Source organism: Nonlabens sp. (assembly GCF_047636915.1).
GTDB lineage: Bacteria > Bacteroidota > Bacteroidia > Flavobacteriales > Flavobacteriaceae > Nonlabens.
Genome location: NZ_JBLIGN010000005.1, coordinates 37,896 through 60,991 on the forward strand (window position 1 = coordinate 37,896; position 23,096 = coordinate 60,991).

The window sequence follows — 23,096 nt, forward strand, 5'->3', positions numbered from 1 at the left end:
CTATTGAAAGGACTATGAAGAATATACGTAATTTTTGTATTATTGCACACATTGATCACGGTAAGAGTACACTGGCAGACAGGCTATTAGACGCTACACATACGGTTACAAAACGGGAATCACAAGCTCAATTATTAGACAGTATGGATCTAGAGCGTGAGCGTGGAATAACTATAAAATCGCATGCGATACAAATGGACTATACGGCTCCAGATGGCCAACAATACATTCTTAATTTAATAGATACTCCTGGACACGTAGATTTTTCCTATGAAGTTTCTCGTTCTATAGCCGCTTGTGAAGGGGCATTATTAATTGTAGATGCGGCTCAAAGTATTCAGGCGCAAACTATTTCTAACCTTTATCTAGCACTAGAAAATGACTTAGAAATTATTCCTGTATTAAATAAAATAGATCTTCCGAGTGCAAATCCAGAAGAAGTAACGGATGATATCGTAGATCTTTTAGGATGTGATCCTAGCGATGTTATTCCCGCCAGCGCAAAAACTGGACAGGGTATTCAAGAAATTCTTGATGCTATTATTGCAAGAGTTCCACCTCCTAAAGGAAATCCAGATGAGCCACTTCAGGCACTAGTTTTTGATTCGCAGTACAATCAATTTCGTGGTGTAGAGACTATTTTTAGAGTAATAAATGGTTCTATTAAAAAAGGACAACGCATTAAATTTGTAGCTACGGGGCAAAGTTATTATGTGGATGAAGTAGGTACATTGAAATTGAATCAAGTTCCCAAAAAAGAGATAGGGACTGGCGATGTTGGTTATCTGATAACAGGAATTAAAGAGGCCAAAGAAGTAAAAGTCGGTGATACGATCACAGATCATGCAAATCCTACCACAAATCCTATAGGTGGATTTGAAGATGTAAAACCTATGGTATTTGCTGGAATTTATCCTGTCGATACAGAAGATTATGAAGACTTGCGTTCTAGTATGGAAAAACTTCAGCTCAATGACGCTTCGCTTGTTTTTACAGCAGAAAGTAGTGCGGCGCTAGGTTTTGGTTTCCGTTGTGGATTTTTAGGAATGCTGCATTTAGAGATCATACAAGAAAGACTGGAACGAGAATTTGATATGACTGTAATTACTACAGTTCCTAACGTTTCTTATCATGCCTATACACACAAGAATCCAGATGAGATTCTAATTGTAAACAATCCAACTGATCTACCAGAGCCATCTAGTTTAAACAGAGTGGAAGAACCGTATATCAAAGCTACGATTATCACAAAATCTGATTTTGTAGGTAATGTAATGTCTCTTTGTATCGAGAAGCGTGGTATTGTAACAAATCAAACCTATCTCACTACAGAGCGTGTAGAGATGACCTTTGATATGCCACTTGCTGAGATCGTTTTTGATTTCTATGACAGATTGAAGACTGTTTCTAAAGGTTATGCTTCTTTTGATTACAATCCTATCGGGATGCGGGAATCAAAGTTAGTGCGAGTAGATATCTTATTAAATGCTCAAACAGTTGATGCATTGAGTGCATTGCTTCATGCAGATAACGCTTACAACATCGGTAAAAAGATGGTGGAGAAGTTGCGTGAGTTGATCCCAAGACAGCAATTTGACATACCCGTGCAGGCAGCGATAGGAGCAAAAATTATCGCTCGTGAAACGATCAAAGCTTTGCGTAAGGATGTAACAGCAAAATGTTATGGAGGTGATATATCTCGTAAACGTAAGCTTCTAGAAAAGCAAAAGAAAGGTAAGAAACGCATGCGTCAGGTAGGAAATGTAGAGATTCCACAACAAGCATTTATGGCGGTTTTGAAATTGAATGATTAACTTATTTAAACCTGTATTTTTCAGTCTTTTAAGTTCTGTAATTAAAATAAAAGTCAGAATCTTGGTTCGTACATGATAATGCAATTATAAAAAAAAAGACTACCCTATTCTGGGGAGGCTTTTTTATCTGACTACAAATTACTCGCAAGTTGTAATTTGTTGTAATGATGATACATAAGTAGCGTATGCTGCGGTAGTATCTACACCTAGTACAAAGGCATTACCATTTTCACCCTCACATACTTCAAGGACAGGAACATCTATTCCTGCTATTTGATAAGCAGCACAAGTAACACAATCACTGATAGGATCATTAGCATCATCATCAGAAGTATAGGAAGTAAAGCTGATAGCAGTTATAGTGGCTAAGGTTGAGATAATTTTTTCCTGTTGGTATTTTAAGTTAGTTGCGTAGATAGAAAAACATCGTTTAACCGTTGGTTGATTAAAATAATAACGGAAGGAAAATATCTCTAAACTCCTATTAAACCATTTATACTACTTAAAATAAACTGCTTATAAATTTAATAAATGTAAAAAAAAGGCAATTTTGTAACCGTCTGATATGAAGTAAATACCAGATTGTCAAAGTCTGACACCTATAATTAATTATAGAGTATATACTAGCTTATGCTTTTTCATAAGCTAGTACCTGGGTAAAAGTGAAAAGGCTTGTTAAAAAAAATGGTGGGAATGAGGTGTTCATGCAATCAGATGGTTCTAGAATAAAAATATGTTTTGTTGTTGCAATCACTTTTTTTATTACAATGTATTTTCTTTCACACTAACCTCGCCAGTTTCTTTTTCTATAATTTCTTTACCCAAATAAGCAAGAATACTGCCTGATTCAATTTCCATTTTGAGTGACATAGACGGCACAATATCGATTTTATGATCCTTTCTTATAAAGAGAGGTATTATATTATCATCTGTTTTAGTGATTTCTATCAGCCCTTCAAAATGATCTTGAGATTTGATTTTGATCTCATGAATTTTACCATAGTGCCGTGCTACTTCCATCATATTTACATAATCATCTGTAGCAGAAAATAACCCAGAAGCAGGGTTTTTATTAGGGTTATTAACTTCATTTGAATGAACAAGCCTAAAGGCTCCGTTTTCTCCAAAACGATGACCAAAACTCTCAATTGTATATTCATTTATCTGCGAATTTCCAGTAAGTGCGATTAGAAACCCTATGTTATTAAATTCTATATTATCAGAAAATGAATCGGAGTAAATGTCTGCTGCGAAGGCTTCAAGCCCTTGCTCTTTTGCGGTACGTACATTATTGATGTTGGAGTCAATTAAAACTACACTGCGCTCGTGCTGTTTGAGGTAAGAAGCGATAAGTCTAGCAAATTCTGAGGCTCCTATGATCATGATTCCATTAGACTTTTTGAGGAACACACCTACTATTTTTGCAAATAGTCGGGCTGTAGTTGCGTTGAGCAGTACCGTTCCTAAAACGATCATAAAAACCAAAGGGGTTATATATTCTGCTCCTTTAATTCCTTGTGCAGCTAGTTTAGATCCAAAAAGTGAAGCAATACCAGCGGCAACTATACCGCGAGGTCCTACCCAGGAGATAAATAACTTCTCGTTGAGTTTCAAGCCACTATTAATGGAGCTTGCAAAAACCCCTAAGGGTCTAATAACAAAAGCAATTATGGCAAATATAACAGCTGTTTCCCATCTGTAAATTAGATAAAGATCTTCCATATTTATATTTGCTGACAGCAATATAAATAGAATCGAAATCAATAAAACACTTAGGGATTCTTTGAAATATAATAACTCTTTAAGGTTGGGTAAGTTGATATTTCCTAAAACCATTCCCATTACTACAACAGATAAAAGACCGGATTCATGTGCAAAACTATCACTCAGGACAAAAACGCCTAATACGGTAGCAAGAGTAAATACATTTAATAAGTAATGCGGAATCAGTTTCCTTTTAATTGAAAAAGCTAGCGCATGAGCAAAGGAAAAGCCGAAGGTAAAACCGAATAACACAATTTTACCAAATTCTATTAAAGCTACTTTAGTAAATTCGCCACCGGCACCAGCACTGATAAACTCAAAAACTAAAACCGCAAATAATGCCCCTATAGGATCGATTAAAATACCTTCCCACTTCAGAATGGAACTAACGTCCTTTTTAAGCGGTATATTTCTTAAAATAGGTGTGATTACCGTTGGACCAGTGACAATGATCAATGCAGAAAAGAGCAGTGATATCTCCCAAGTTAGTCCAAATATATAATGAGCAGCAATACCACCTCCTACAAAAGTGATAAGTACAGCAACAGATATCAACTTACCTATTACCGGTCCAGTATTCAAAATCTCATCCCGTTTTAAGGTTAGACCTCCTTCAAATAAAATGATGCTTATGGCTAATGAAACAAAGTAAAATAGACTATCTCCTGGGAAAAGACCTTGAGTACCATTCCAAATGGGTTCGATAATTTTCAAGCCATCTTCTGTAAATAGGGTAGCAACAGGGCCTACTAAAAGCCCTATTATTATAAGGGGTAATATAGCTGGGATTTTTAGTCTCCACGCCATCCATTGTGCTAGTATTCCTAATATGATGATTCCGGCTAATTCTAGCATAATTCTTAATTTTTATTAAAATTACGACCTTTTTAATCGGTTCTATTATTGTTCTGCTTTCGCGAAAGCGAAATAAGCCTATATTTATGATTTTAATCAAATATTTATCATTGAGTGATACCCCATTTAAAAATATAGCGATAGGAATCGCATTTTCTCCTACTTTAGAGCCAAACATAAGTGAAGCAGCAAGATTAACCTGCATGATGGGAGCAAAGCTATCTCTCATTCACGTGGGAAAGGCAAGTGCAGATAAAATCCAACGTATTGATACATTTATAGGTAATTGTGGACAACAGCAATTATCGTATGAAGTGATCTTTAAGGAAGGCGACCCTGTTGAAGTGATATTAGAAACGGTTAAAGAACGCAACATAGACCTTTTGCTACTAGGAGCCCTGAAAAAAGAGAAATTTGTAAAATTTTATTTGGGTTCTATCGCTCGCAAAATCACGAGAAAAGCCATTTGTTCGGTACTTTTGATTACTAATCCTAGGGTAGAAAGAAAATCATGCAAAAACATGGTGGTAAGTGGTTTAAAAGGCGCGCACACAAAACGTACCATAGAAACTGCTTTTTTTGTCGCGCATAGATTGGGCTGCAATCAACTGACCATTGTTGAAGAAATAGAACGACAAAAAGTATCTATTAAAGTGGATGATGACCAGAGTTTACGCAAAGCAAATTTGTTGCAAGAGAAATTAAAAAGGCAGGAAGAAACAAGAGTGCGCAAAATCTTAAGCCATATTCCTGAGGAGCATAAGAAAGATATTCATATCGAGACACAAGCCATTTTTGGACAACGAGGGTATTCTATAGGTCATTATGCTGAAATAGTACACGCCGATCTCCTAGTTATGAATGCCCCTCAGAAATCCAGTTTTCTCCATAGATTTTTCCCGCACGATTTGGAACATATTTTAAATGAATTACCTACGGATGTACTTATTATAAGATGACGAAAAAGAAAACAGACATCAAAGGATTTTTTAAAGCATTACCTAAAAACATCTTTAGTGGTTTTGTGGTAAGTCTTATTGCTTTACCATTAGGTTTGGGCCTTGCAATGGCCAGCGATGCACCACCTATTGCAGGTGTTATAGCTGCTGTAGTGGGAGGCGTTGTAGTTTCTATTTTAGGGGGTAGTCATGTGACTATTTCAGGGCCAGGTAATGGTCTGGTAGGAGTGATTTTAGTTGCTGTAGCTACTCTAGGTTTGAACGGCACTTATGCAGCTATCATATGCTCTGGGGCGTTGTTAACGCTTTTGGGTTTCTTAAGAATGGGAAAACTAGCAGACTTTTTCCCGTCTAGTGCTATTCAAGGAATGCTCGCGGCTATAGGACTTATTATTCTTGGGAAACAGTTTCATATCATGATGGGGAATGAAATGAAATTAGGAGGTAGCGTGGAGTACCTTATTGCTATTCCGTCTACGATTATAGGGGCCTTTTCCTATGACAATTCTGGTTTTACATATGCTGCAATAGCTGGTATTCTTGCATTAGCAATTATGGTGTTTTATCCTAAAATAAGAAACAAATATTTTCATCTGGTGCCAGCACCTATGTGGATTGTACTGCTTTCGATAGGCTGTAGTTATTTTTATGAGTTGGTATTGAAGCAGCCCCATCCAGTAGACCCAGATTACATGATTTCTGAGATTCCTACTGGAGCACAAATTCTATCAGATATTCCTAAGCCAGATTTTAGTTTGGTAAATTCTTTTGGTTTTTGGGGTAGCGTTCTTGCCATTACTCTAATAGCCAGTATAGAATCCTTATTAAGTATTAAGGCGGTAGATCAATTAGATCCCCAAAAAAGAAGGTCTAATGTAAACAGAGATTTAAAAGCGCTAGGGATAGCTACTGTAGGAAGTGGTTTTTTAGGGGGTCTTAATGTAGTTGCTGTAATTGCACGTAGCTCTGTAAATGTCAATAATGGAGGAAGTAACCGTTCTTCCAACTTTGCACATGCCACCTTTTTAGTGATCTTTATACTGCTTTTTAGCACGCAATTGACTCGCATTCCTTTGCCTGCGTTGATGGCTATTCTTGTGTATACAGGTTACAAACTTGCTTCTCCTAGAAACATAGCTAAGATATTTAAAATAGGTAAAGAGCAACTTATTATTTTTTTCACAACGCTACTAGTGACCCTATTTGTAGGGTTGATCTCTGGAATTTTGTCAGGGGTATTCATGACCTTTGTCATTCATGTGATAATCAACAAAGACTTAGAGCTTTTTATCAAAAACTGGAGCAAGCCTAACGTGTTGATGTTTAAAGAAAAGCGAGGCGATCAGAATTACTACATACATGTAAAACATTATTGTACTTTTTTAAATTTTTATAAGCTCAAAGAAAAATTAAATGCTATACCGGAGACTAAAGATGCTGTTTTAGACCTGTCATTGTGCGAGTTTGTAGATCATACCGTAATGGAGAATCTAAGCGCTTATCAAGAAGTGTTTCATAAACGTGGTGGACATTTAGAAATTATAGGCCTAGATCTTCACGGTACGGATTCAGAGCATCCGTTTGCTCTAAGAAGATTGATTCCAGGAATCCCTTTTCTTACAGATAATCTTACTAAAAGACAGACCACCTTAGAAGAGATTGCAAAGGATTATTCCTTGAATTACGAGGCAGATGTAAAGGAGGATACGGAAGTATTGGACGATTTTATATATTTCAGGACGAAGCGTATTGAAAAAGTTTACAATAGATTGTTTAATAAGGATCACTCTTTTTCCGTTTTTGACATTCACTATTCTGAAGGTGAATTTATCGCAAAAGAAGACGTGCGAACAACAATGTTACATATAAAACTCAATCATCAGATTCCAGAATTCACACTAGATAGAGAAGGATTTATGGAGCGTCTCTATGCTATTGCTGGTTATGATGATATTCCTATCGACAATCATTCTGACTTTTCTAAGCGTTTTTACTTACTAGGAGATAAACCTAAAATGGTTCAAAACTACTTCAATGATGATCTGGTGAGGTTTTTTGAAAGCAACTCTTATTACCACGTAGAATCTGATGGGAATTCCTTACTTATTTTTAGATCGCAACGCACGGCTGGTGTCAAGGAGATTAAGAAATTGCTCGCCTTTGGTGAAAGATTGGCCGAAATCGTTTTGAGAGAAGAAGGCCTCTATATTTAGTGGAAAGGAATTAATTTTTTTATTTTTTCATAAAGCCTTTGTCTATAATACGGTTGATTTCGTATTTTGCATCACCTATGAAACTACACTCGATAGAAGCTGGTAATTTTAAGTTGGACGGTGGCGCCATGTTTGGTGTTGTTCCTAAAAGCTTATGGACGCGCACTAACCCTGCAGATTCAAACAACATGATTGATATGGCAGCGCGATGCTTGCTTATTGAAAATGGAGACCGGCTTACCCTTATAGACACAGGTATGGGTAATAAGCAGTCAGAGAAGTTTTTTGGCTATTATTATATGGACCATAGATTTGACTTGGATAGCTCTTTGAAAGAGAAAGGTTTTTCTAGAGATGATATTACAGATGTTTTTCTGACACATTTGCACTTTGACCATTGTGGTGGTGTCATTCAGAAAAGTATTCAGGGTGATTTTTTTGAGCCCGCTTTTGCGAAAGCGGAAATCCACACCAACTCCAGTCATTGGAACTGGGCCACAGAGCCTAACAACCGAGAGAAAGCTAGTTTTTTGTCAGAAAACATCAACCCCATAAAGGAAAACGGTCAATTGAATTTTATTTCTCAGGGCAGTTCTTTTGAGAAACAAAATGAGATGGATTTTGATATTCTATTTGTAGATGGACATACAGAAAAAATGATGATTCCGCATATTCATATAAAGGATAAGACATTTGTTTTTATGGCAGATTTGCTTCCTACTGTAGGACATATACCTTTGCCTTTTGTTATGGGTTATGATACCAGACCATTGCTTACCCTTGGAGAAAAAGAAACCTTTCTTAAGGAGGCGGCAACAAAGGGGTATTACCTTATTCTAGAGCACGATCCGTATAATGAAATAATAACTGTAAAACATACAGAGAAAGGTGTTAGGCTAGATAAAACTTTTAGGTTTAAAGACTTAGTATAAAAATTAATCAAAACAATAATTAATAACAGATGAAATATTCAATTTTAAAATCGACTTTGTTAACCGTTGCAGCTGCAGGTTTATTAGCTAGTTGTGGTAGTGGTGGAGCAATAGTATCGCCTCCTATAGGAAATATAGATAGTACACCTTTAAAGACTCAAGCGCTTACAGAAGAACAAGCTCAAAACTGGAAGGACTATGACCTAGTTACCGATACTATTCCTGGTATGAGTATCAACAAAGCTTATACGGAACTATTAAAAGGCAAAAAAGGGGAGACCGTTATTGTTGCAGTAATCGATTCTGGTATAGATATTGAACATGAAGATCTAGATGGAGTCATTTGGACCAATGAAGGCGAGATTCCTAATAATGGTAAGGATGATGATAATAATGGATATATAGATGATGTTCATGGTTGGAACTTTCTAGGAGACATTGTAGATGAAAACTTAGAGTATGAAAGAATTGTGAGAGACAAGGCAATGCTACCGGAAGAGATGGTTGCAAAAGCACAAAAGGAGTACGATGGTAAGGTTAATGAAGCAAAACAACAAAAAGCATTTTATGAGCAGCAAATTGCAGCTGTAAAAGGTTTTGATTCAAAACTTCAAATAGCCACAGGGAAGAAAGATTATACCTTAGAGGATATAAATGCTGTTGACGCAAAAGATGATCAAGACTTAGAGCAAGCTAAAGGGATCGCTGGAAGAGTTTTCCCACAATATGATAGTTTTAAAAATCTAATCGATTTGCTGCAAGGAGAAGTAGATGGGCTGGTATCTCTTTTAAACGGAGATAAACTTAAAACCAACTACCGTAAAGACATTCTTAATGATGATGCTTATACATGGGATACTCCAGTTTATGGAAACAATGAATATTCTGGTCCAGATCCAGAAAAAGCAGACGCATTTCACGGCACCCACGTGGCGGGAATTATTGCTGCAGAGCGTGACAATGGTCTAGGGGCAAATGGGGTAGCAAATAATGTAAAAATTATGGTTTTAAGAGCCGTCTCTCAAGCAGATGAATATGACAAGGACATTGCTAAAGCAATACGATATGCAGCAGACAACGGTGCAAAGGTGATCAATGGAAGTTTTGGTAAATACCATTCCCCTAATGCGCAATGGGTTTGGGATGCTATTAAATATGCCGAAACTAAAGATGTTCTTTTTGTAAATGCAGCTGGTAATGAAGGTTTAGATACCGATTTTACTCAAGTATACCCTCAAGACCAGGTGCTTGTAGGTGAAGAGATTTCTGATAACTTTATAACCGTAGGAGCATTAAACTTTGAATATGGGTCCGGTCTAATTGCGGGTTTTTCTAATTACGGTAAAAGTAGTGTAGATGTATTTGCGCCAGGTGTAGCCATTTATTCAACAGCGCCTAATAATAAATACCGCAACGCAGGAGGTACTTCTATGGCCTCTCCAGCAACTGCTGGTGTAGCTGCTGTTATAAGATCTCAATATCCTAAACTTAAGGCTTCACAAGTAAAGCAGGTGATAATGGATAGTGGTCTTACAACCAGCGCAAGAGTAATTTTAGGCGGTAAAGAGGCAGATATGAAGTCCTTTGGTGAAACGACAGTTTCTGGGAAAATGGTGAATCTTTACAACGCATTGATTCTCGCTTCTAGCTTGTAATAAAGAGTCTATTTTATTAGTAGTAGCGATCAATTTTCACTTTTAAAATTGATCGCTATTTTTATAATAGTATAAGTAAAATGTAAATTCCTTTAAGCCCTTAAAGGAACTGCAATTAGTCATAATGGTTTTGTTTATTTTTTCTATCCGTCTTTTGTTACCGATTAAAAATTTATGAAAACCGATTAAGTACAACAAAATTAGATATAATCAATAGATTATAAATCTTTTTTGCCCTTTTTCATTTTAATAGTTAAATTTACGGGTATTTAATATAAACAATGACATTAATTCAATTTTCCTCTTTTTGTATGATGTTGCTTCAGCAGGCACCACCACCCCCAGATGTCCCTGCTAAAATGGACGTTTCTCCTCCAGGAGGTACAGTGCCATTGGATACGAGTATTTGGATTTTATTAATCGTAGCAGTTGCTTTGATCCTCTATGTAACTCTCCCTAGTGTTAAAAAAGAGATTTAGAGACTCATCAACCTTTTTACATATTTTCCGATCACATCAAATTCTAAATTGATTTTATCCCCTACTGATAAAGTTTTAAATCCTGTGTGTTCATAAGTATAAGGGATAATAGCAACAGAGAAGGAGTTTACTTTTGAGTCTACCACAGTTAGACTTACTCCGTTGATACAAATACTACCCTTTTCAATAGTTACATTATTTAATTTAGAATCATATTCAAAACTAAAAATCCAAGAGCCATCATTGTCAATTGCCTCAGTACATATGGCAGTTTGATCTACGTGACCTTGAACAATATGACCATCTAGACGCGCATTCATTTTCATAGCTCGCTCTATGTTCACTATATCACCTTCCTTGAGGGTTCCTATATTTGTTTTGTTTAGGGTCTCTTCGATTGCCGTCACGGTATATTGATTTCCATCGATGGCGACCACCGTAAGACAGACTCCGTTGTGAGCTACACTTTGATCAATTTTTAGTTCTTGAGTCAAGTCGCAACTCAGACTCATATGTAAATTTGTATTGTCTTTTTTAAGTAGGACAACTTTTGCAGCACTCTCTATAATTCCTGTAAACATAACTGATTAAAAAACTTTACTTTTATACACACAAAAATAAGCTTAAAAGAGCTCAATACATGAATAAGAACGAGAATATCAAAGTAGGAATAACCATAGGTGATCCTAACGGAATAGGAGGAGAGATTATATTGAAGGCATTTGAGGATCCTAGAATGTTAGAAATATTTACTCCAGTAGTATTTGCCAGCACTAAACTGCTTTCTTTTTACGTAAAAATATTTAATTTAAAAACTAAAATTCACGGAATTACTAAATTGGAAGATGTTGTTCCAGGAAGGTTTAATGTAATTAGATTAATCAAAGAACCTTTTGTAGTAAAATGGGGTGAAGTGAGCAAGGAAGCTGGAGAACTTGCCATAAAAAGTCTTGAAGCGGCCACAGCAGCTCTTAAGGCAAATAAGATAGATGTGCTTGTTACAGCTCCTATTAACAAGGAGTCCATTCATTCTGATAACTTTAAATTTCCAGGACACACAGATTATTTGAATCAGCAGTTAGATGGTGAAAGCTTAATGTTTATGGTTTCTGATGAATTAAGAGTAGGACTACTTACCGATCATGTTCCCATAAAAGATGTTCCTTCAAATATCAATGCAAAAGTGATCAAGACAAAAATTGGTACCATAAAGGAGTCGCTTAGAAAGGATTTTGGAATTAGGAAACCTAGAATAGCAGTTTTGGGTATAAATCCACACGTTGGAGATAATGGTATTATAGGAACAGAAGATCAGGACACATTAATTCCGGCATTAGAGGAATTAAGAGAAGATGGAAACATTATTTTTGGTCCTTATGCGGCAGATTCCTTCTTTGGAAACAAGAAATTCAAAGAGTTTGATGCAGTTTTAGCAAGTTATCACGATCAAGGATTGATACCTTTTAAAACAATTTCCTTTGGGCATGGTGTAAACTATACTGCGGGATTAAGTCATGTGAGAACAAGTCCAGATCATGGGACAGGCTTCGATATTGCTGGAAAAGGTGAGGCTAGTCCAGAATCATTTATTGCAGCTATTCATGTAGCAATTAAGATTTATCGCCAACGTAAAGAGTATGAAGTACTGAACGAGAATCCATTAAAAAATCTTTCTCGTAAACGAAGATGATATTAACACTGAGTTTTTAATAACTTTTATTATCTTTGCCCGCTCTTTGAAAGAGTAGGACTATGGAACTTAAAGCTTTTATATTATCTTTTGCAGGATTAAAGCAAGGTAAACACCAGTTTAAGTACGAGGTAGATAATACGTTTTTTGAAAATTTTGAATTTGAAGAGTTTAATAGTTCATCTATTGTAATCGATGCCCAGTTGGATAAAAGAAATACCATTATGGACCTTCTTTTAAAAGCTACTGGATCAGTTAATGTGAATTGTGATGTTACTAATGAGCCTTTTGACTTAGCTGTAGATACTTCTATGGACTTAGTTATCAAATTTGGAGATGCTTTTAACGATGATAATGAAGAATTATTGATCCTTTCACACGGTGATTATGAATTCAATATCTCTCAGTACGTATACGAAATGCTTGTGCTTTCGATGCCTCAGAAAAGAGTTCATCCAGGCGTTGAAGACGGTTCCTTGGAATCAGATGTATTAGATAAATTGGAGGAATTAAGTGTTTCAAGTCCAGAAGAGAATAGTAATAAAGAAATAGATCCCAGATGGGAAGCATTAAAGAAATTAAAAACGGATAATAATTTATAGCCATGGCGCATCCTAAGAGAAAAATCTCGAAAACGAGAAGAGACAAAAGAAGAACTCACTACAAAGCAACAGTTCCTCAAATTGCTACAGATTCATCAACTGGTGAAGCCCACCTCTATCACAGAGCACACTGGCATGAAGGCAAATTATATTATAGAGGTAATGTTCTTATTGATAAAACAGAAGTCGCTGAGGCTTAAATTTGAATTATATTTTTCGTAAGAAACATTCGTTTTTTACAGGAAATCATAAAAATGACACGTTTTTATTATAAATGTGTCATTTTTTATGGTTTCTAGAGCTTTTTTAGTAGCTTTCAAGCGCTAAATAAATTATTAGTTTCACCAGTATGAGTAATATCAAAGCGGCGATAACGGCAGTAGGTGCCTTTGCTCCAGAGTACAGACTTACAAATGCCATTTTAGAAACCATGGTCGATACAAACGATGAATGGATAATTTCTCGTACAGGGATTAAAGAACGTCGCATCCTAAAAGATGCTGATAAAGGGACTTCTTATTTGGCTATTCAAGCAGCTAAGGATCTTATAAAAAGTTCTAATTTAGACCCATCAACCATAGATTTAGTTCTAGTAGCTACCATAACACCAGACATGCCGGTAGCCTCTACTTCCGCTTTTGTGGCTTCAGAAATAGGAGCGGTTAATGCATTTTCTTATGACCTAATGGCGGCCTGTTCTGGTTTTCTCTTTGGAATGAGTACTGCAACTAGTTACATAGAGTCGGGACGTTACAAGAAAGTGCTTTTGATAGGCGCTGATAAAATGTCTTCGATTATAAATTATGAGGATAGAGCCACTTGTATCATCTTTGGTGACGGTGCAGGTGCGGTTCTTTTTGAGTCTAATTCTGAAGATTATGGTTTTGAAGATGAAATATTGCTCAGTGACGGTATTGGACGTAATTTTCTTAAAATAGACGCTGGCGGTTCACTATTACCTAGTTCTCATGAAACAGTAGATAACAAACAGCATTACGTCTTTCAAGATGGGAAAAACGTGTTTAAATATGCCGTGTCAAAAATGGCCGATGTGACGGAGCAGATTGTTAAACGCAACAATTTGACTAATGAGGACATAGATTGGTTAGTGCCACATCAAGCAAATAAACGTATTATTGATGCAACTGCCAGAAGAGTAGACCTCCCTGAAGAAAAGGTAATGATTAATATTCATAAGTATGGGAATACTACGAGTGCTACGTTGCCATTATTATTAAAAGAATATGAGACCCAGTTAAAGAAAGGAGATCGACTTGTATTTGCTGCCTTCGGTGGTGGATTTACATGGGGTTCTATCTTATTAACATGGGCTTACGATAAGCAAACCTAATAACCACCCTAATTTATGGACATTAAAGAAATACAAAATTTAATCAAGTTTGTTGCAAAATCTGGAGCAAGTGAGGTAAAATTAGAAATGGAAGATATAAAAATCACCATTAAGACCGGTAGTGAAGCTGGCGATGTAACTTATGTTTCTCAAGCAGCTCCTATGCAAATGACTTCACCTCAACAAGCTCAAGCGCCAGCCGCTCCTGTTTCAAGTGATGTTCCAGCTGCACCTTCAGCAACTGATGTTAGTGAAAATAATTATATTACGGTAAAATCTCCCATTATTGGAACTTTTTATAGAAAAGCATCTCCAGAAAAACCTACTTTCGTTGAGGTAGGAGACAGTATTAAAGAAGGTGATACCTTATGTATTATTGAAGCCATGAAACTTTTCAATGAAATTGAAAGTGAAGTTTCAGGTACGATAGTAAAAGTGCTTATTGACGATTCCTCACCTGTAGAATTTGATCAGCCATTATTTTTAGTAGATCCTTCTTAAAAAACAGAAGGATTTTTTATGTCTTAGAGTCTGTTTTTTCCGTTTTGCAAAAACGGGAGAACAGCCTGCACCTTAACTAAAAAGAAATATCATGTTTAAAAAAATATTGATCGCAAATCGTGGGGAAATAGCCTTAAGAGTTATACGCACTTGCAAAGAAATGGGAATCAAAACAGTGGCGGTGTATTCAACTGCTGACGCTGAAAGTCTCCACGTTAAATTTGCAGACGAAGCGGTATGCATAGGGCCGCCTCCTAGTAATTTGTCGTATTTAAAAATGTCTAATATAATAAGTGCTGCAGAGATAACAAATGCAGATGCCATCCACCCAGGATATGGTTTCCTTTCAGAAAATGCTGACTTTTCTCGTATTTGTGAAGAACATCAAATAAAATTTATAGGTGCTAGTGCTGAAATGATCTCCAAAATGGGGGATAAAGCTACGGCAAAGAAAACTATGAAAGAAGCTGGGGTTCCTTGTGTTCCAGGTTCTGAAGGAATTATTGCAGATTTCGAAGAATGTATTAAAATAGCAAAAGAAACTGGTTATCCAGTTATGTTAAAGGCAACTGCTGGTGGTGGTGGTAAAGGTATGCGTGCCGTATGGAACGAAGAAGATCTTCAAGATGCGTGGGATAGTGCTCGTTACGAGTCTAAAGCAGCATTCGGAAATGACGATATGTACATGGAGAAACTCATTGAAGAACCACGTCATATTGAAATACAAGTGGTAGGAGATAGCTATGGAACAGCATGCCATTTAAGTGAGCGCGATTGTTCTGTACAAAGACGTCACCAGAAGCTTACTGAAGAAGTGCCTTCTCCATTTATGACTAAGAAATTACGTAAGGAGATGGGTGAAGCTGCGGTTAAAGCTGCTGAATTTATCGCTTATGAAGGTGCGGGTACCGTAGAGTTTCTAGTTGATAAAAACCGAAATTTCTACTTTATGGAAATGAATACCCGTATTCAAGTAGAGCATCCTATTACGGAGCAAGTCATCGATTTTGACCTTATTAGAGAGCAAATTCTAGTCGCTGCTGGAGTTAAGATTTCTGGAAAGAATTATGAGCCTGCTTTACATTCCATCGAGTGTAGAATAAATGCAGAAGATCCGTATCATGATTTCCGTCCTTCACCTGGGAGGATTACAACACTACACGCTCCAGGTGGTCACGGTGTAAGATTAGATACGCATGTTTATGCTGGGTATTCTATTCCGCCTAATTACGACTCGATGATTGCCAAATTGATTACAACCGCAAGAACACGTCAGGAAGCTATTGATAAAATGAAACGTGCTCTAGATGAGTTTGTCATAGAAGGAATTAAAACAACCATCCCGTTCCATAGACAGCTTATGGATGAGCCAGATTATGTGGCTGGTAACTATACGACTGCATTTATGGATACCTTTAAAATGAAGCCTCAGGCTTAAAGAGACAGCCCTTTTATTCACAAAACCTATCTGGTACATCTAGATAGGTTTTTTTATGCAATTAAACTTCAAATGAGACTATAGTACTAGCTAATTGAAATATTTTTGAAGAGGAACTGTTCTAAGTAAATCTAGTTGAATTTTGAATGTGCTGGAAAATAAAACTTAGGTCATTTATTTATTTGAAACAGTAAAATGAAAGACATTACTATTGCCGCACTTGCCTGCATAGAATGTATTTAAGCATATAAGTAGAAAATAAAAAAGAACTTTACTGTGGTAAGTTCAAACCTTAAATGGTATAATTATGAAGTTGAAGTTGTTTTTTATTCTAGTGTTTTGCTGCTTTATAGCAAATGCACAGGAATATACCAACTTAAAAAAGAAACGTGTAGCCGTTAGAGATTCTATTCCATTAGATTCTATCAGTATAAGTCCTGCTTATTTTAAAGTGGTAGACAAAATAGGAATCCCTATCGACAGCTCTAGTTATAGCATTAATTTCTCTACGTCAATTTTAACTTTCAAAAATAAAATGAAAATAGGAACTGATTCTATAGACGTCACTTATTTACCTCTCCCTAATTTCCTTACTAAAACCTACCGCTTTTATGATCCGTCTATTATTTTAGACAATGACAGCAGGCAAGAGCAGTTAGTGGCGCTGCAAAAACCTACCGCAGTAACTAACTTTATACCTTTTGACGGGTTACAAACTTCTGGAAGTATTACCAGAGGTGTGCGAGTTGGGAACAATCAAAACAGCGTTGTAGATTCTGAACTTGATCTAAGGATTACTGGTAAATTGAGTGATAAGGTTTCTCTTCGAGCTTCTATTCAAGATGCAAACGTGCCGCAAACCCAAAATGGATACTCTCAAAGGCTGGATGAATTTGATCAAATATTTATAGAGTTATACAGTGACGATTGGAATATAAGGGCTGGAGATGTGGATTTAATCCAAGAGAATTACCAATTTAATAACTTTACAAAACGTGTTCAAGGAATTTCTGGACAAGTAAAATTTAATGGAGAGGACTCTTCTGGTTATGCAGGAGCTGCAGGAGCCTTGGTACGAGGCACTTTTAATATAAGTAGGTTTACAGGACAGGAAGGCAATCAAGGTCCTTACAAGCTCACAGGTCAGAATGGGGAGTTGTTTATTCTAGTGGTTTCTGGAAGTGAGCGTGTTTTTGTAAATGGTGTCCCTTTAAAAAGAGGAGAGAATCAAGATTATGTCATAGATTACAATGCTGGAGAACTAAGGTTTACACCCACATTTCCTATTACCAGCGAGATGCGTATTTCTATAGAATATCAATACAGCGAGCGTAATTTTACCAGATTCATAGGGTATGGAAAAGGTGGTTTTAAGTCTGCAAAGCTCCAAGTAGACAGTTACGTATATACGGAGAGTGATGCAAAGAATCAACCACTTCAACAAAATTTAAGTGAAGATCAAGTAGCTATTTTAATACAAGCTGGTGATGATCCAGATCTTGCCATTGCGCCCAGCTCGACACCAAGCGATTTTTCTGAAAATCAGATCCTTTACCGCAGAGAACTAGTGAATGGTGAAGAACGATTTATTTTTTCACAAGATAGAACGGTGCAACTTTTCAATGTAAGATTTAGTTTTCTAGGAGCTAATCAGGGAAATTACCTATTGGTTAATGACCAGGCTATTGCAAATATTTATGAATACATTGCTCCTGTAAATGGGGTTTCTCAAGGAAGTTATGATCCAGTTATTCAATTGTTTACTCCAGAAATATTAACTATTGCTGGAGTTAAAGCAAGCTATCAGCCTATGTCAGGGACTACTATTTTTACAGAGCTGGCAGCTAGTAATAAGGATTTGAATAAGTTCTCTTCTATTGATGACGATGATAATAAAGGTGTTGCGGTAAAGCTTGCGCTACAGCAACAGCTTTTGAAAAAAGACAGTTTGCAGTCTTTAAATGTGACGCTTAATACCGATTACATTCAAGAGAATTTTAGAAATGTTGAACGTGTTTATAATATTGAATTTAATCGAGACTGGAATATAGAAACAACGCAAGGAAGCCAGTTGTTCACCACGTTAGGACTTAATTATCAACTAGACTCTACCATAACGGCTTCGTACCGATTGGAACATTTAGAATTTGACGACTTTTACAAAGGGAACAGGCATGAGATAGCTGGAACTTATCAGGATAGTTTATGGAAGGCTCGCTTTAGCGGAAGCGTGCTGGATACAAAATCTACAGGACAAGAATCTAAATTCAATAGAATAAATGCTGACGTTTTAAGGAGAATCAACTCCTATTATATAGGGACGCGACTAGAGAATGAAGATAACCAACAGCGGCTGTTTGCAACAAATCAACTCACTGGTTTATCACAAAAATTCACAGGTTATGAAGTATATGCTGGGCGCGGTGATACAACAACCACTTTTGTACAAATAGGATACAGAAATAGAGTAAATGATAGTTTGCGAGAAGGAAATCTTTCTAGGGTGAATAGTTCTAATAATTATTATATAAAATCACAACCCATTAAAAACAAGATCAGTAATTTACTTATTTATGCCAATTACCGAAAATTAAAAAGCGCACTTGACGGTATTTCAGACGAGGTTTCTTTTAATTCTAGAATTCTTTACAAACGTAAGGTTTATGGTGGTAAAATATTGTGGAACACCACTTATGAAACCAATAGCGCGCGTATTCCAAGACAGGATTTTACCTATGTATCTGTAAATCCTGGTCAGGGAACTTTTACATGGATCGATTATAATGGTGACGGAATTCAAGATCTCAATGAATTTGAAGTCGCTCAATTTCAAGATCAAGCGAGTTTTGTAAGGATCTTATTGCCTAATCAGGTCTTCTTGCCCACGCACCAAAACAAATTTTCTCAAACGCTGACTCTAAACCCCATCTCCTGGACCGATGAAAAAGGCTATAAAAAGTTTCTTTCTCAATTTTATAACCAGGCTAGTTATTTAATAGATCGCATGGTGGCTAGAGAAGGAGAGAAATTCAATCACAATCCATTTCAAAGTAGTGAGGAGCAACTAGGGCTTAATTTAAGTTTTAGAAACAGTTTATTCTTTAACCGAGGCAAGCAAAATTTCACCACTAACTACACTTATTTGAGTACGGCAAATGAAAATTTACAAAGTATAGGGAGTATTTCAAACGACATAGAAAGTCATCAATTGAGATTTTTACACAAGGTTAAGGATACCTGGTTGATTACGGTAAATGCACAATCTGGTGTTAATACCAGCAGTAGCGAGAATTTTAGCAACAGAAATTATGAGATCAATGATCTGTTGTTAAAGCCTCAATTGTCCTATTTATTTGATAATAGCAATAGGGTTGAGTTGTTTTATCAATACCAGAATAAAGACAATCAAATCAATGAAATAGCCCTTTTAAGTCAGCAAAATATAGGGGTCGCCTGGGCCTTTAATAAAGCTCAAAAGTTTGCTGTAAATGGAGAGATTAAATATGTAAAAAACGATTTTGAAGGGCAGGCTTTTTCTCCAGTAGGTTTTCAAATGCTCGAAGGATTGCAGCCAGGGACTAACTTTACTTGGACCCTGCTTTTCCAAAAAAACATTACTAAGTTTCTAGATTTAAACCTGAGTTACAGCGGTCGCAATAGTGAAACCGCCAGAACAGTGCATACCGGTAATGTGCAGTTAAAGGCTTTTTTTTAGAAGTAAAATGCCTTTTGCGGATTAAAAACCATTAGTAAATGTATAAAAAGTGTTAAATATTTAATTTTATTAAAAAAAAGCAAGAAATTTATTTCGGTAATGTAAGTAGTAAAATTAAGTAGTATTAGGCTGGTATTAAAATATTTTCATGAAAATGAAAAACCATTTATTACTACTTGCCGTTTTTATAACTGCAAGTAGTTTTTCTTATTCACAAGAAAATAAAAGACACGCAGAAAACTTATTTAATAGAATTTTTCCGGTAGGTTTAAAAATAGGTCTAGATCAATCTGTTTACAAAAATGCACCTAATAGTTTAATTACATATGAGTGGAGAAAAGTAAACGTTCTAACTTTTGGTTTTGACTATAATATATATCAGTCTAATAAATTTAATTTCAGAATTGGTCTATCTGCAAAAAAAAAACACTATTTTAAATGAATTTGCTGTAATACCAGCAGGATTTAATGACATACCTAGACAGGTGGTTTTTGATGAATTGGACAGCCCTAACTGGACATATCATTTACCAATTGCTGTAGATTATGTTGCTAGAATTAGTGATGAAGTTTATTTTACTATTGGAGTAGGTTATGAATTAATTCACTGTGGCTTTACAGAAGGAACAGATGAATTTGATGTAAGTATTAATAATAGCGTTGTTTACAACAATTTTTTTGAAGAAACGCAACAGTCATTGTTTGGTGGTTATAACCTAGAATTATCTACTTTTGTAAATTTAAAAAATGATTTCTTTATGAGATTTGGCTACAAATATCATGCAAATATTGCAAATATTGCAGGGTCACGTATAATCGCCATAGACAGCGTGAATAATACAAGCGCTACAAGTGGACATATATGGACAGGTAATTATAGCGAGTTTTCCATCGTTCTTTAGCCACCTGCTAATTGGTTTAAATAGAGGTCTGAGAATTAATCCGTTTTTTTAAATGTCTAAAAATTTAGTCTATATCGCAAGAAATCCATCAATAGTAGTTTGAAGGTCTTTCTCTATGGGTCTTCTGGCGTTATCATCTACGAGGCGGCCGGTTTTATCAAATAACATGTATCTGGGAATAGAATTTACATTATTGTCTTGATAGAGTTTTGCCTTAGGATAATTACGAGCCAGAAAACTATTCTCCATTAAATTAAAACTCTTTGCAGACTGCTCCCATTTTTGAATATTTTGATCAATAGAAATAAATAAAAAGGCAACATCTTTGTCTTTGTATTTTTCTTGCAGCTTTTCAGAATAAGGCATCATGGCTTTACAAGGGCCACACCAGCTTGCCCAGATGTCTAGATAAACGACTTTCCCTTTATGATCTGCTAGAATTTGATCTAGCGTATAATAATTGTCTTCAAGATCGGTCAAGTGAACAATTTCATCGCTCGATATATCAGCCTCTGCGAGTTTGATAAGGGGCTTATTCTCTACTGTTTGAGAAGCTTTTTTTCCACAGCTGGTGATGAATATTGCGGCGATAATGATAAATAACTTTTTCATAATATGTTTTAATTTATATCTCAACACAGGCAGACGGAAGTCTGCCGCTAGGGATTTATTTTGTCACTTTCAGCGTTTTTATTATTTAGCAGATTAAATTCCGCTTTTTCTAGTGTGTTTCTTCTAGAAAATTTAATTTTTCCTCATTCCTCATTCCTCATTCCTCATTCCTCATTCCTCATTCCTCATTCCTCATTCCTCATTCCTCATTCCTCATTCCTCATTCCTCAATCCTCATTCCTATTACGCAAACAAATATCTAACTAAATCTTCGATCTTTGAAAAGGCTTGTACTTCTGTGCCTATGTTTTTAAAACTTTGTTTTCCTGGAGCGATAAAAACTTTTTCAAAGCCTAGTTTTGCTACTTCATTCACACGTTGTTCCATGCGGCTCACGGGTCGTATTTCTCCGCCTAAACCTACCTCTGCACTGAAGCAGTGTTGTGAAGACAGTTCTATGTCAAAATTAGAAGAGAGAATCGCGGCTACAACGGCAAGATCGATGGCAGGATCATCCACAGTGATTCCTCCTGTAATATTTAGAAACACATCTTTCTGACCTAGTTTAAAGCCAGCCCTTTTTTCCAGCACGGCTAGAATCATGTTCAGTCTTTTAAGGTTGTAACCAGTCGCACTGCGTTGAGGTGTTCCATAAACCGCGGTACTTACCAAGGCCTGTACCTCTATCATGAGTGGTCGCATACCTTCCATGGTGGCAGCTATTGCGGTGCCGCTTAAGGTAGCGCCACGCTGGGATATTAAAATTTCACTAGGATTCACTACTTCTCTCAATCCATGAGCTAGCATTTCATAAATCCCAATCTCGTGCGTACTACCGAAACGATTTTTTAAGGCTCTCAAAATACGGTACGTATGATTGCGATCTCCTTCAAATTGAAGCACCGTATCTACCATGTGTTCTAGAATTTTAGGTCCAGCAATATTTCCATCCTTGGTAATATGACCTATTAGAAGAACAGGCGTATTGGTTTCTTTAGCAAATTTGATAAGCTCGCTGGTACATTCCCTTATTTGTGACACGCTTCCAGGCGAACTTTCTATGTGATCTGTCTGGAGGGTTTGTATAGAATCAATGATAAGAACATCTGGTTGTACTTCTGTGATCTGTCTAAAGATGTTTTGAGTTTTGGTTTCTGTAAGTATGTAACAATTTACCGCATCCTCTTTAATACGGTCGGCACGCATTTTAATTTGTTGAGCACTTTCTTCTCCGGATACATAGAGTGTCTTATAGGGCAGGTTTAGACATACCTGAAGCAATAAGGTAGACTTTCCTATTCCGGGTTCACCACCTAAAAGGGTGATGGATCCAGGAACGAGTCCACCGCCTAGCACTCTATTAAATTCTGCATTTGTGGTGTCCATTCTGGGACTTTCTGCAGCATTGATTTGTGAAATCAATTGTGATTGTGGGGCACGCTTTCGCGAAAGCGGAACCTCCTCAACAGCACTTTCCCAGGATTTTTTAATTTCTTTTTGAACGACCTCTTCTACCAGGGTGTTCCATTCTTTACAAGTCAAACACTGCCCCTGCCATTTAGAATGTTGGGTGCCACAATTTTGGCAAAACCAGGTTGTTTTTACTTTGGCCAT

18 protein-coding genes are annotated in these 23,096 nt (G+C 36.4%); 14 read left to right on the forward strand and 4 right to left on the reverse strand.

All coding sequences use genetic code 11. The features are described from left to right. The first annotated feature begins 14 nt into the window (after positions 1 to 14). Positions 15 to 1,814: a translation elongation factor 4 gene (gene lepA / locus ACJAT0_RS01740; RefSeq protein WP_415180263.1), complete on the forward strand. Its 1,800-nt coding sequence runs from the start codon at positions 15 to 17 to the stop codon at positions 1,812 to 1,814. 762 nt (positions 1,815 to 2,576) lie between these two features. Here lepA and ACJAT0_RS01745 read toward each other — a convergent pair. Next, positions 2,577 to 4,433, reverse strand: a complete 1,857-nt coding sequence (locus ACJAT0_RS01745) for a cation:proton antiporter (RefSeq protein WP_415180264.1) — start codon at positions 4,431 to 4,433, stop codon at positions 2,577 to 2,579. An 86-nt stretch (positions 4,434 to 4,519) separates the two neighbouring features. Here ACJAT0_RS01745 and ACJAT0_RS01750 point away from each other — a divergent pair, with 86 nt between their 5' ends. The 4 genes from ACJAT0_RS01750 to ACJAT0_RS01765 all read left to right on the forward strand — a co-directional run bounded on the left by ACJAT0_RS01750 (position 4,520) and on the right by ACJAT0_RS01765 (position 10,192). Beyond that, positions 4,520 to 5,392, forward strand: a complete 873-nt coding sequence (locus ACJAT0_RS01750; protein ID WP_415180265.1) for a universal stress protein — start codon at positions 4,520 to 4,522, stop codon at positions 5,390 to 5,392. Beyond that, positions 5,389 to 7,605, forward strand: a complete 2,217-nt coding sequence (locus ACJAT0_RS01755; protein WP_415180266.1) for a SulP family inorganic anion transporter — start codon at positions 5,389 to 5,391, stop codon at positions 7,603 to 7,605. Before ACJAT0_RS01750 ends, ACJAT0_RS01755 begins: the two co-directional genes overlap by 4 nt. A gap of 77 nt (positions 7,606 to 7,682) precedes the next feature. Continuing rightward, the gene (locus tag ACJAT0_RS01760; RefSeq protein WP_415180267.1) at positions 7,683 to 8,537 is read left to right on the forward strand and encodes an MBL fold metallo-hydrolase; all 855 of its coding nucleotides are present in this window, start codon (positions 7,683 to 7,685) and stop codon (positions 8,535 to 8,537) included. 29 nt (positions 8,538 to 8,566) lie between these two features. Further along, the gene (locus tag ACJAT0_RS01765) at positions 8,567 to 10,192 is read left to right on the forward strand and encodes a S8 family peptidase (RefSeq protein ID WP_415180268.1); all 1,626 of its coding nucleotides are present in this window, start codon (positions 8,567 to 8,569) and stop codon (positions 10,190 to 10,192) included. A 475-nt stretch (positions 10,193 to 10,667) separates the two neighbouring features. Here ACJAT0_RS01765 and ACJAT0_RS01770 read toward each other — a convergent pair whose 3' ends face one another. Then, complete coding sequence (locus tag ACJAT0_RS01770; RefSeq protein WP_415180269.1) at positions 10,668 to 11,252, reverse strand: riboflavin synthase; 585 nt, start codon at positions 11,250 to 11,252, stop codon at positions 10,668 to 10,670. A gap of 59 nt (positions 11,253 to 11,311) precedes the next feature. Between ACJAT0_RS01770 and pdxA the strand changes: the two genes are divergently transcribed. The 9 genes from pdxA to ACJAT0_RS01815 all read left to right on the forward strand — a co-directional run bounded on the left by pdxA (position 11,312) and on the right by ACJAT0_RS01815 (position 20,870). Next, positions 11,312 to 12,361: a 4-hydroxythreonine-4-phosphate dehydrogenase PdxA gene (gene pdxA, locus ACJAT0_RS01775; RefSeq protein WP_415180270.1), complete on the forward strand. Its 1,050-nt coding sequence runs from the start codon at positions 11,312 to 11,314 to the stop codon at positions 12,359 to 12,361. Positions 12,362 to 12,423: 62 nt separating this feature from the next. Next, positions 12,424 to 12,963 carry a YceD family protein gene (locus ACJAT0_RS01780; RefSeq protein ID WP_374002797.1) on the forward strand — a complete coding sequence of 180 codons (540 nt, stop codon included), beginning with the start codon at positions 12,424 to 12,426 and terminating at the stop codon, positions 12,961 to 12,963. Between the two features lie 2 nt (positions 12,964 to 12,965). After that, on the forward strand, positions 12,966 to 13,163 hold the full coding sequence (gene rpmF, locus ACJAT0_RS01785) for a 50S ribosomal protein L32 (RefSeq protein WP_374002796.1): 198 nt from the start codon (positions 12,966 to 12,968) through the stop codon (positions 13,161 to 13,163). A gap of 149 nt (positions 13,164 to 13,312) precedes the next feature. Continuing rightward, positions 13,313 to 14,314, forward strand: coding sequence for a beta-ketoacyl-ACP synthase III (locus ACJAT0_RS01790; protein WP_415180271.1), 1,002 nt, complete (start codon positions 13,313 to 13,315; stop codon positions 14,312 to 14,314). A gap of 15 nt (positions 14,315 to 14,329) precedes the next feature. Next, positions 14,330 to 14,815 (forward strand): acetyl-CoA carboxylase biotin carboxyl carrier protein, encoded by a 486-nt coding sequence (accB, locus tag ACJAT0_RS01795; RefSeq protein WP_415180272.1) that lies wholly within the window; start codon positions 14,330 to 14,332, stop codon positions 14,813 to 14,815. Positions 14,816 to 14,906: 91 nt separating this feature from the next. Next, positions 14,907 to 16,253, forward strand: coding sequence for an acetyl-CoA carboxylase biotin carboxylase subunit (gene accC / locus ACJAT0_RS01800; RefSeq protein ID WP_415180273.1), 1,347 nt, complete (start codon positions 14,907 to 14,909; stop codon positions 16,251 to 16,253). A 307-nt stretch (positions 16,254 to 16,560) separates the two neighbouring features. Further along, positions 16,561 to 19,968 (forward strand): hypothetical protein, encoded by a 3,408-nt coding sequence (locus tag ACJAT0_RS01805; protein ID WP_415180274.1) that lies wholly within the window; start codon positions 16,561 to 16,563, stop codon positions 19,966 to 19,968. Between the two features lie 148 nt (positions 19,969 to 20,116). Further along, positions 20,117 to 20,410, forward strand: a complete 294-nt coding sequence (locus ACJAT0_RS01810; protein ID WP_415180275.1) for a hypothetical protein — start codon at positions 20,117 to 20,119, stop codon at positions 20,408 to 20,410. After that, positions 20,373 to 20,870: a hypothetical protein gene (locus ACJAT0_RS01815; protein WP_415180276.1), complete on the forward strand. Its 498-nt coding sequence runs from the start codon at positions 20,373 to 20,375 to the stop codon at positions 20,868 to 20,870. The genes ACJAT0_RS01810 and ACJAT0_RS01815 overlap by 38 nt, the downstream gene beginning before the upstream one ends. 69 nt (positions 20,871 to 20,939) lie before the next feature. Here ACJAT0_RS01815 and ACJAT0_RS01820 read toward each other — a convergent pair whose 3' ends face one another. After that, the gene (locus tag ACJAT0_RS01820) at positions 20,940 to 21,482 is read right to left on the reverse strand and encodes a TlpA family protein disulfide reductase (protein ID WP_415180277.1); all 543 of its coding nucleotides are present in this window, start codon (positions 21,480 to 21,482) and stop codon (positions 20,940 to 20,942) included. A gap of 243 nt (positions 21,483 to 21,725) precedes the next feature. Next, the gene (radA, locus tag ACJAT0_RS01825; protein ID WP_415180278.1) at positions 21,726 to 23,096 is read right to left on the reverse strand and encodes a DNA repair protein RadA; all 1,371 of its coding nucleotides are present in this window, start codon (positions 23,094 to 23,096) and stop codon (positions 21,726 to 21,728) included.